This is a genomic window from Pseudomonas farris (assembly GCF_019145235.1).
Taxonomy (GTDB): Bacteria; Pseudomonadota; Gammaproteobacteria; order Pseudomonadales; family Pseudomonadaceae; genus Aquipseudomonas; species Aquipseudomonas farris.
The window spans coordinates 317,153-327,131 of the sequence record NZ_JAHSTV010000009.1 but is presented as its reverse complement, the minus strand read 5'-3'; the positions used below and the strand labels follow the sequence as shown (position 1 = coordinate 327,131).

At 58.4% G+C, this 9,979-nt stretch carries 9 protein-coding genes; 5 read left to right on the top strand and 4 right to left on the bottom strand.

The genetic code is table 11. From position 1 onward, the window contains the following. Positions 1-296 precede the first annotated feature (296 nt). Together KVG95_RS20600 and KVG95_RS20595 are read left to right on the top strand one after the other, a co-directional pair. The gene (locus tag KVG95_RS20600; RefSeq protein WP_217857717.1) at positions 297-2,234 is read left to right on the top strand and encodes an alkaline phosphatase D family protein; all 1,938 of its coding nucleotides are present in this window, start codon (positions 297-299) and stop codon (positions 2,232-2,234) included. A gap of 16 nt (positions 2,235-2,250) precedes the next feature. Then, the gene (locus KVG95_RS20595) at positions 2,251-2,775 is read left to right on the top strand and encodes a P-loop NTPase family protein (RefSeq protein ID WP_217857716.1); all 525 of its coding nucleotides are present in this window, start codon (positions 2,251-2,253) and stop codon (positions 2,773-2,775) included. 88 nt (positions 2,776-2,863) lie between these two features. On the opposite strand, the gene KVG95_RS20590 is transcribed toward KVG95_RS20595, so the two are convergent. After that, complete coding sequence (locus KVG95_RS20590; protein ID WP_217857715.1) at positions 2,864-4,039, bottom strand: aspartate aminotransferase family protein; 1,176 nt, start codon at positions 4,037-4,039, stop codon at positions 2,864-2,866. A gap of 102 nt (positions 4,040-4,141) precedes the next feature. On the opposite strand from KVG95_RS20590, the gene KVG95_RS20585 reads away from it, so the two are divergent. The 3 genes from KVG95_RS20585 (at position 4,142) to KVG95_RS20575 (ending at position 6,804) form a co-directional block, all read left to right on the top strand. Further along, positions 4,142-5,047, top strand: coding sequence for a LysR family transcriptional regulator (locus tag KVG95_RS20585; RefSeq protein ID WP_052966631.1), 906 nt, complete (start codon positions 4,142-4,144; stop codon positions 5,045-5,047). 342 nt (positions 5,048-5,389) lie between these two features. Beyond that, the gene (locus KVG95_RS20580; protein ID WP_217857714.1) at positions 5,390-6,403 is read left to right on the top strand and encodes a sensor domain-containing diguanylate cyclase; all 1,014 of its coding nucleotides are present in this window, start codon (positions 5,390-5,392) and stop codon (positions 6,401-6,403) included. Beyond that, positions 6,400-6,804 carry a GNAT family N-acetyltransferase gene (locus KVG95_RS20575; RefSeq protein WP_217857713.1) on the top strand — a complete coding sequence of 135 codons (405 nt, stop codon included), beginning with the start codon at positions 6,400-6,402 and terminating at the stop codon, positions 6,802-6,804. The genes KVG95_RS20580 and KVG95_RS20575 overlap by 4 nt, the downstream gene beginning before the upstream one ends. Before the next feature lie 8 nt (positions 6,805-6,812). Here KVG95_RS20575 and msrA read toward each other — a convergent pair whose 3' ends face one another. The 3 genes from msrA to msrB are packed head-to-tail and all read right to left on the bottom strand — an operon-like array spanning position 6,813 to position 9,894. Next, positions 6,813-7,520: a peptide-methionine (S)-S-oxide reductase MsrA gene (gene msrA, locus KVG95_RS20570; protein WP_217857712.1), complete on the bottom strand. Its 708-nt coding sequence runs from the start codon at positions 7,518-7,520 to the stop codon at positions 6,813-6,815. A gap of 27 nt (positions 7,521-7,547) precedes the next feature. Further along, positions 7,548-9,335, bottom strand: a complete 1,788-nt coding sequence (locus KVG95_RS20565; protein WP_217857711.1) for a cytochrome c biogenesis protein DipZ — start codon at positions 9,333-9,335, stop codon at positions 7,548-7,550. A 43-nt stretch (positions 9,336-9,378) separates the two neighbouring features. Next, positions 9,379-9,894: a peptide-methionine (R)-S-oxide reductase MsrB gene (msrB, locus tag KVG95_RS20560; RefSeq protein WP_217857710.1), complete on the bottom strand. Its 516-nt coding sequence runs from the start codon at positions 9,892-9,894 to the stop codon at positions 9,379-9,381. Positions 9,895-9,979: the final 85 nt, after the last annotated feature.

The following is a 9,979-nucleotide window of genomic DNA, read 5'->3' as shown; positions in this document are numbered from 1 at the left end:
AGTACAGCATTTTATTTCTTGGTCAACCACCTGTTGCGATTAATTTTTCACTTAGCAATGCGCCTCAAGACGGGTACTGATTTCTGCTTCTATATGCAGCCCTTGCGTTACTCATCGACACCCCCAGATCTGCACAGGCTGAAACCAGCATGCGTCACCGTTCCCCTGGCAAATGTACTGTGCGAGCGATCATCGCTTGTTACAGATTCAGGCATAAGCCATTGGCCATCAGACAATCCTCGCCATTAGCTGCGCTATCATCGCCCGCCTCTCTGCACCAAGAGTCTTGAACCCGGATGTCCGTATCTTTGCCATTGCCCGCCGATCACTCCCCTTTGCCACCGATCCTCGTCGGCCCGCTATTACGGCGACTGGAACCCAAACGGCTGGTGCTGTGGCTGGTGGGGTCACGTGCGCTGACGCTGACGCTACGCTTGCAAGGAGTCGACATCCGTCTCGATGCGGATCAATGCACGATCATCCCGGTCGGAACTCATGCCTTTATTCATTTGATAGATGTGCCACTGGATGCCGCCCTGCCCTGCGATACGCTGATCGAGTACGACCTGCTGATTACCGAAGCGGATGGCACGCCGTCGGGCATCGCCGAGTGGGCGCCGCATCTGCTATATGGCGAAGCGCATTGCCCGAATTTCGTGCTGCGCTCGCGCATCGATCAGTTGCTGCATGGCTCCTGCCGTAAACCTCACCATCCGGCTACCGATGGTTTGCTGTGCGTCGATCGGTTGCTGGAGTCCGAACCGGACGCTTGCAAGCGTCCTGCACTATTAATGATGAGCGGCGATCAGGTGTATGCCGATGATGTCGCGGGGCCGATGTTGCGGGCTATTCATGCCTTGATCGAGCGTCTGGGACTGTTCGACGAACACCTCGACGGTGCGGTGGTCAGCGATAGCGCCAAGCTCTATGAACACCCGGCCAGTTACTACCATCGTGCGGATTTGTTACCGGCGCTTGAGAGCAACGAAACCCTGCGCGAACGATTTTTCGGTGGAGCGCGTAAGCCGATTTTTACCAGTAGCAGCGCCGACAATCATTTGGTGACCTTCGCCGAGGTCATAGCCATGTACCTATTAGTATGGTCGCCAACGTCCTGGACACTGATCGCGCCGCAACCACCGGCACTGACGCCCGAACGACGCAAGCGCTATGCCCTGGAGCAGACGTGCATCGATGCGTTCAAGACGGGGCTGGGTGGTGTGGGGCGAGCGATGGCGCATCTGCCGTGCCTGATGATCTTCGACGACCACGATATAACCGATGACTGGAATCTTTCCGCGCAATGGGAGGAAACGGCCTACGGCCATCCGTTCTCCAAGCGCATCATCGGTAACGCGCTGCTCGCTTATATGTTGTGTCAGGGCTGGGGCAACAACCCGGATGCATTTGGCAGCATGCTGGAAAAAACCCGTCTATTGAGTGCCACGGGGCAAGACCATTACCTCGACAGCGACGTCCAGGATAGCTTGATCGATGAGCTGCTGAGCTTTCAGAAGTGGCATTACGTGCTGCCCACCCACCCGGCGCTGGTGGTGCTCGACACCCGCACCCGGCGCTGGCGCAGCGAGATGAACCTCAAGCAACCGTCGGGTCTGCTGGACTGGGAAGCACTCAGTGAGCTGCAACAGGAATTGCTCGATCATCCCTCGGCGATCATCGTTTCGCCGGCGCCGATTTTCGGCGTCAAACTGATCGAAACCGTGCAACGGGTGTTTAGCTGGTGCGGTTATCCACTGTTGGTGGACGCCGAAAACTGGATGGCCCATCGCGGCGCGGCCCAGGTGATCCTGAACATTTTCCGACACTCCCGCACACCCGGTAACTACGTGGTGCTGTCCGGTGATGTGCATTATTCCTTCGTCTACGAAGTATTGATCCGACACCGGAAGGCCGGCCCACGAATCTGGCAGATCACCAGCAGCGGGATCAAAAACGAGTTTCCGCCCGCCCTGCTCGAATGGTTCGACCGCCTCAACCGCTGGCTCTACTCGCCCCGCTCGCCGCTGAACTGGCTGACCAAGCGTCGGCGCATGCACATTGTTCCGCACATTCCCGAACACGCCGAAGCCGGGGAACGCCTGTGGAACTCGGCAGGGATCGGCCAAGTGTTCTTCAATGAAAAGGGCCAGCCGCAGGATATTTATCAATTCAATGCGGATGGATCGCCGAAGACGCGGATGATTGCGCCTGAAATTTCCGAAGCGATTGAATGACTTTGCCCGAGTTGCCATGAGCAATTATTACCTTCACAGCATGAACCTCACCCGAACCCTGATCATCGGCAACTCCGGCTCGGGCAAGAGTTGGCTGGCCAAACGACTGGCCGAGCACCTACAAGCGCCCTGGATCGATCTCGACCTGATTCACTGGATATCCGATGAACACAGCATCGCTCGTCCCCGCGCCGAGGCATTGGGAATGGCGCGTGTGGCGGCGAGCAAAAATCGTTGGGTTATCGAGGGTGTGTATGGGTGGATGGTCAGTGAACTTGTGGAACAGGCGACGGCGCTGATCTGGCTGTGTCTGGAGGACGAAGACTGCGTCAGTTATATTCGCCAGCGAGAGGCAAAGCGCGAGCATGACGAGTTACTGATAGCGTTACTGGAATGGGCCAGCAGCTATCGTACTCGTGAAGAGTCCAGTGGATTTGCCGCGCATCAGCGTTTGTTCCAAGGGTTTAGCGGTTCGAAACTTCAACTGATGAATCGGGATGAAGTCACGGCTTTCGTCAGTACGATGCAACAAATCGACTGATCGTTCCTGACTCCACTGATGCAGACACCGATTCTGTAGGAGCTGCCGAAGGCTGCTCCTACAGGGCAATGCGTTCATCCAAGAAAGGTCAGGCTGCGCTCACCGCCCGACCAACGCCTCTGACAATCATCTCCACTTCCCGCTCATCAATCGTCAACGGTGGCAGCAGGCGAATGGTTTTGCCCCGTGTCACGTTGATCAGCAGTCCATGATCCCGAGCAGCTATCAGCGTCAGGTCGCGAATCGGTTGTTTGAGTTCGATGCCGATCATCAAGCCTTGGCCACGAATCGCCAGGACGTTGGGGTCATCGGCCAATTCGATGCGCAATCTCGCGAGTAGGCGTTCACCCTGCAGTTTGGCGTTCTCCAGCAGGCCTTGTTCCTCAATGATCTCCAGCACGGTGCACCCCACTCTGCACGCCAATGGATTTCCGCCGAACGTGCTGCCGTGGCTGCCGGGGGTGAACAGGTCGGCTGCTTTGCCCCGGGCCAGGCAGGCGCCGATGGGGATGCCGTTGCCCAGGCCTTTGGCCAGGGTCATGACGTCCGGGATGATGCCTTCGTGCTGGAACGCAAACCACTGGCCGGTGCGGCCGATGCCAGTCTGGATTTCGTCGAGCATCAGCAGCCAGGCGCGCCGGTTGCAAAGTTCGCGCACAGCTTTGAGATAACCGGGCGGCGCCATTTGCACACCGCTTTCGCCCTGAATCGGCTCCATCAGAATCGCCACGATGCGCGGGCCGTGGGCTTGTTGCAGCGCCTCCAGCGCCGCGAGGTCGCCGAATGGCACTTTAATGAAATTCCCTGGCAATTCATTAAACCCCAGGCGAACCGCCGGGCCATCACTGGCGGACAAGGTGCCAAGAGTACGACCGTGAAAGGCGTTTTCCATGACCACCACCAGCGGCTGCTCGATGCCTTTATGCCAGCCGTAAAGCCGCGCGAGTTTCAGCGCGGTTTCATTGGCTTCGGCGCCAGAGTTGTTGAAGAACGCCCGGTCCATGCCAGACAACCGAACCAGTTTCTGTGCCAGCTGCTGCTGCCAGTCGATGCTGTACAGGTTAGAGGTGTGCAACAACAGCCCGGCCTGTTCGCTGATGGCCGACACAATTCGCGGATGGGAATGGCCGACGTTGGTCACCGCCACGCCCGCCACCGCGTCCAGATATTCGCGACCGGCCTGATCCCATAAGCGCGTGCCCAGGCCTTTACTGAAACTCAGGGCCAAGGGTTGGTAGGTGCTCATCAGGCAGGCGGCGGTCATGACATCAAACTCCATTAATAGTCGGTGTTTTTGCAGTATGGTTAGCCACCTGAGTTGGATAAACACTGCAACACTTCAATCATTTTAAAGCTGGGCTTGATAATGGATTTGTTCCAGGCAATGACCGTTTACGTAAGAGTGGTGGAAGCCGGCAGCATGACCGCCGCCGCTTTGCAGTGCGAAATGTCGACGACCATGGTCGGTAATCATCTTCGAGCCCTGGAGCAACGTCTGGGTGTGCGCCTGCTCAACCGTACGACACGACGCCAGCGGCTGACGGAATTCGGCACGGCGTACTATCAACGTTGTCTCGAGGTATTGGGGCTGGTGGCCGATTCAGAACGCCTGGCCGAACAGACCCTCGACGAGCCGAGCGGCACCCTGCGAATCACCGCACCGCTGACCTTCGGCACCGAACGGCTGGCGCCGGCCTTGAGTGAATTCGCCCTGCGTTGTCCGCAAGTCAAACTCGACGTCGTTTTGACCAACCAGCGCCTGGATCTGCTCGACAACGGTTTCGATGTGGCGATTCGCTTGGGCACTACCGAGATGTCCAACATGATCGCCCGCCCACTCATCGACTACACGATGACCCTGTGCGCTTCGAAGGACTACCTGGCGCGCCGAGGCACTCCGGAAAAACCTACCGACCTGCAACACCATGACTGCCTGGCCTTCGCCTACCCGGCCGGAGATGACTGGCACTCGGTAGCCAAACAATGGCGCCTGAGAGGACCCGAAGGCGAAGTCATGGTGGAGGTCAGCGGACCGATGCTGATCAACAGCTCGGCGGGGCTGCATCAAGCGGCGCGAACCGGGATGGGCATCGTGATGGTGCCCGATGCCTTGGTGGAGCAGGACCTTCAGGACGGAAAATTGGTGGCTTTGATGCAGGACTACCAATTGCCGAGTCGGCCGATGAATCTGGTGTACGCCCAGGACCGCTACCGTTTGCCGAAATTGCGCAGCTTCGTCGACTTTGCGCTGCAGAGGTGGGGCAAGCATTAGGGGGCGTTCTCAATTAGTTTCCCCACCGCGCCGGGTCTGCTGTTGTGCAGGGCAAGGCGCGAGAAGCGTGGTTTGGCATTCCAAATAAGCTTCGAGCAACGCAGCCCCGCACAACAGCAGGCCCGGCCCTTCGGGTTGTGCCTTAAAACGGGCCAGGCTGCGTTGCAGGCCTTGGAAAGGGAACAACCATTCCCAGCGGCCTGCGCCTTGCCTGTCCCGCTTTAAGGCGACAACGCGGCGGGGAAACTAATTGAGAACGCCCCCTAGCAGGGGCAATACCCCATGAACTAATCTCCTCGACTGGCGAGTCACGTTGATATCAGTTCGGCAGGGAGACCGATGATGGGTGAGGCATCGAATATCGAGCCGTTGAAGTTCAATCTGTCAGATTTTAACGAAGACATGCTGCACACCATTCTGGAACTGGTCAGCGATGGCATCTGGGACTGGAACGCCAACACCGGGTTCGTCTATCGCAACCCTGGGTGGTACGAGATGCTCGGCTATCCGCCTCATTCCCTGGATAACAACGTGCTGACCTGGGAAAACGTTATCCATCCCGACGATTATTCACGAGTCATGGCGCTGTTTGATGACTACCTGAATCAGCGCGCACCCGGCTATCAAGCCGAGTATCGCTGCCGCATGCGAGATGGCACTTACACCTGGATCGAAGATCGCGGCTATGTGCTGGCACGTAATGCCGACGGCTCGGTGGCACGAATGGTCGGCGCGCACCGCAGTATCGAAGACAAGAAACGCCTGTTCGAAGAAATGGAGCGGCGCAATCAATCCCTGGAAGCCATCGTCGAAGAACGCACCCGGGAGTTGTCTCGGGTCAATCAGCAGTTACAGATTCAACTCGAAGAGAATCGAAAACTGGCGGAAACCGATGTGCTGACTTCCATCGCCAATCGCTATCGGCTGGAAAAGGCCCTGCCCCAGGAATGCGACCGCGCCCAACGCTTTCGCCACCCCCTGTCGCTGATTGCGATGGACATCGATGACTTCAAAAACATCAACGATCACTACGGCCACGCTTTGGGTGATGCGGCGTTGGTGCAGGTGATCGAGAGCGTGAAGCACCACGTGCGCGAGGGTGATCTGTTGGCGCGTTGGGGCGGCGACGAGTTCATCATGATCCTGCCCAATACTTCGTTGGCCGACGCCAGGTCACTTGCTGAAAAAATCCGTCATGGCCTGTCGAGCCTGCTGCCGGTCGGGGATTTCCAAGTGACCATGAGTTTTGGCGTGGTGCAACGTTTTGAAGAAGAGCAACAGACCGGGTTGCTAGCCAGGGCCGATCAGGCGCTGTATCGGTCGAAGATTGCGGGAAAGAATGTGATTTCAGGGTGAATACTGTCCTGCTTATCCGTGATGTGCTGCCATCGGATGTCGAGTCGGTGCGACTTTTTCTTGGGGCTAATGGGTGGGCTCACCGCACCGGCTCCGCTGAGCATTTCGCTCAGTTGATCGCAAATTCCCAACGTACAGCTCTGGCGATAAAGGATTCCCACATCGTCGGGTTTGCCCGAGGTATCACCGATGGTTTATCCAACGGTTATCTGTCGATGGTTGTCGTGTGTGGGCAGCATCGACGTGAAGGCGTCGGTCGCGCACTGGTTGAGCATGTCATGGGCGACAACACCGCCATTACCTGGGTTCTGCGAGCAGGCCGTGAAGGCGCTTCGGATTTCTTTTCAAAGCTGGGCTTTGAAACGTCGACCATTGCCATGGAACGCTCACGCTTGAAGTAGCCAATGCACTATTGACCAGCCTTCACCAACACCGGCTTCTCCTGATACCGATCCGGATACAGCTGCTTCAACTGCGCCACTTTCGGCAGGTCATTGATCACGATGTAAGGGTACGTCGGGTGCTCGGTCAGGAAGTCCTGATGTTCCTCCTCCGCCGGGTAGAAGCCGTTGTAGGTCTCCAGTTTGGTGACGATGGGTTTGTTAAACGAATGGGCGGCGTCGAGTTGTGCGATGTAGGCCTGGGCGACGCGTTGCTGTTCAGCGTTTTTCAGGAAAAGGGCCGATCTATACTGGGTGCCGCTGTCCGGGCCTTGGCGGTTGAGTTCGGTGGGGTTGTGGGCCACCGAGAAATAGATCTGCAACAGGCTGCCATAGCTGACTTGAGCGGGATCGTAGGTGACTTCGACGGCCTCCGCATGACCGGTATCGCCATTGCTGACCCGCTCATACTGAGCGGTGTTGGCTGAGCCGCCCGCGTAACCGGAGACAGCGTTCTTCACCCCTTTGACGTGTTGAAACACCCCTTGGACACCCCAGAAGCAACCGCCGGCAAAAATTGCCGTTTCACTGCGCACTTGAGTGTTCTCGTCGAGAGTTGGTGGCGGAATGATGACCGCCTCTTCGGCGCCTCCGAACGAGAACGCTGCGCACTGACCGATAACACTGGCGGTGGCCAATCCCAGCAAGGTGCCACGCCAGTTGAATGAGGTTTTCATGGGATGTCTCCTGAGTGAATGAGGCTATCAACCGAACGTAAACGCGTACGCCGACACACCGGGATCGAGAAACTCAATGCTGAATGTCCGGTCCTTTACGCCTGCGGTCTGGCGTACCAGTTGATACAACCGCTGCTCGGTGACGCTGCCGCTGCCATCGGGCGCCACGTCAACACCGTGGGCATCACCTGGGGGCTTGCCGTCAATCAACACTTTGAAACGCACCGGTTTGCCATCAGCATCGGGGCCCAATACCAGATGCAGATCGCGAGCGTGGAAGCGGTAGACGATACGACTGGCCGGTGCGTTTGAAACGGCCCGCTCCGGACCTACAGTCCATTGACCCTCCAGGCTCCAGTTATTAAGGGCCAGTTGTGACGGAGGGCTATAGGCCGTCACCTTGTCTGGCGCCAGATCGGTTTCAGCAACGAAATGCTCCGCCCGTCGGTAGCCGACATAGGTCTCCGGCGATCGCACTTCATTCATGTTCGGGGCGAGCTGGACACCCTCGGCACGAGCATTGATCAGCCCATCCGCGACTTTCGCGGCCCCCGCTTCGCGCAACAGTTGCTGAATCACTCGCTCCGATTCGGCGTATTTGCCTTCACCAAAGTGGTGATAACGAATGCGCCCCTGAGCATCGGCAAAATAGTGGGCTGGCCAGTATTGATTGTTGAAAGCACGCCAGACCTTGTAGTCGTTATCGATTGCCACCGGATAAGTGATGCCCAGGTCTTTCATGGCTTTGGTGACGTTGCCTACATCACGTTCGAAAGCAAACTCGGGCGTATGAACGCCAATCACCACCAAGCCCTGATCGCGATACTTCTCGGCCCAGGCCTTCACATACGGCAGGGTTCGCAGGCAGTTGATGCAGGAGTAAGTCCAGAAATCCACCAGCACAACCTTGCCCTTCAAGGCCTGGGCGGTGAGAGGGGGTGAATTGAGCCATTGCACAGCGCCCTCCAGCGATGGAAGGTTGCCTTCAATCGGTAGTTCGCCCGGTATCTTGGCGGTCATTTTCATACTGCCGGCGGGTTGATCGCCGCCCCGTGGAATCTGCGACATCATCGCCCCACTGTCGGTCGGCAACTTACCGGCGAATCGGCTTACCAACGCCTGCTCGATGCCGCCGGTGGAGGCTGTCGAGACCCGCGCCAGAATCCCGGTGTCCAGCCCCAGGGCGATCGCCACTACACCGACCAGCATCGCAACTCCCAAGCCTCGACGCAGCCACTCGCCTGCGCCTATCGAGCGCTTCATCGCGGCGAAGACTTTACCGCCCAGCAGCAGCGCCACGGCGAGAGAGGTGGCGGCGCCGGCCGCGTAAGCCAGTAGCAACAAGGTGGTGGCGATGTTTGCCCCTTGCAGCGCCGCGCCAGTCAACAACAGGCCCAGAATCGGCCCGGCGCAAGGCGCCCAGAGCAAGCCCGTGGCGACGCCGATCAGCAACGACGCGCCGGGACGCGGCCGGGAATCGGCGCCCACGATTTCCGACAGCCGACCGCCGGCCGCCACCAGTGGACGCGTCAGGCGCTCGGCCAACCGGGGCAGCAACAGCGTCAGCCCGAACAGTGCAACGAACAGCAACGCGAGCCAGCGACCGTACTGATTGACTTGCACCACCCAACCGCCGCCCACCGCCGCCAACGAGGCGACGAGCGCGAAGGTCAGCGCCATCCCCGCCAGCAGCGGCAAGCCACTCTTCATAAACGGCTGCCCGGTGCGAGCGAAGACAAAGGGCAATACCGGCAGAATGCACGGGCTGACGATCGTCAGCACACCACCGAGATAAGCGAGGACCAGAAGCCACATAACGTCGACCTGCGTGAAGTGAGTGAAAGGAAGTGCCCATGGATTACGCCTGTGGCTTGAAAGTCAGCGCCAGGCCATTCATGCAGTAGCGCAGACCGGTGGGCTTGGGCCCGTCCTCGAAAACATGGCCCAAGTGACCGCCGCAACGACGGCAGTGAACCTCTTCACGCAGCACGCCGAAGGAGCGGTCCTGACGGGTGGCCACCGCCTTGTCCAGTGGCGCCCAGAAGCTCGGCCATCCAGTGCGACTGTCGAACTTGGTGTCGGAAGAAAACAACGGCAGATCACAACCGGCGCAGGCAAAAACGCCCTGCCGATGCTCGTTGTTCAACGGGCTGCTGTAGGCCCGTTCGGTGCCCTCTTCACGCAGGATCTCGTACTGCTCGGCGCTGAGCATGGCGCGCCATTCGCTGTCACTGTGAGTCACCTCGAAAACCTCTGCCGCGTAGGCCTCATCGATCAGCGCGACGCTTGCGGAAAATTTTGGCAATACACCGATCACCAGGCCTGCAGCCCCCAGCCCGCCGCTTGCTACGAGAAACTGTCGCCGTGAGAACATGGGCCTTCTCCAAAATTCCAGATGCCTTGCATGGAACACAGCCTAGGCTTGAGTTGATCGCCAAATCCTCACGAGGAGTTAAACA

Coding starts and splice junctions, on each gene's coding strand:
- KVG95_RS20595 (WP_217857716.1), top strand. CDS start 2,251: ATGAGCAATTATTACCTTCACAGCATGAACCTCACCCGAACCCTGATC.
- KVG95_RS20600 (WP_217857717.1), top strand. CDS start 297: ATGTCCGTATCTTTGCCATTGCCCGCCGATCACTCCCCTTTGCCACCG.
- KVG95_RS20590 (WP_217857715.1), bottom strand. CDS start 4,039: ATGACCGCCGCCTGCCTGATGAGCACCTACCAACCCTTGGCCCTGAGT.
- msrA (WP_217857712.1), bottom strand. CDS start 7,520: ATGAAAACCTCATTCAACTGGCGTGGCACCTTGCTGGGATTGGCCACC.
- msrB (WP_217857710.1), bottom strand. CDS start 9,894: ATGTTCTCACGGCGACAGTTTCTCGTAGCAAGCGGCGGGCTGGGGGCT.
- KVG95_RS20580 (WP_217857714.1), top strand. CDS start 5,390: ATGGGTGAGGCATCGAATATCGAGCCGTTGAAGTTCAATCTGTCAGAT.
- KVG95_RS20565 (WP_217857711.1), bottom strand. CDS start 9,335: ATGTGGCTTCTGGTCCTCGCTTATCTCGGTGGTGTGCTGACGATCGTC.
- KVG95_RS20585 (WP_052966631.1), top strand. CDS start 4,142: ATGGATTTGTTCCAGGCAATGACCGTTTACGTAAGAGTGGTGGAAGCC.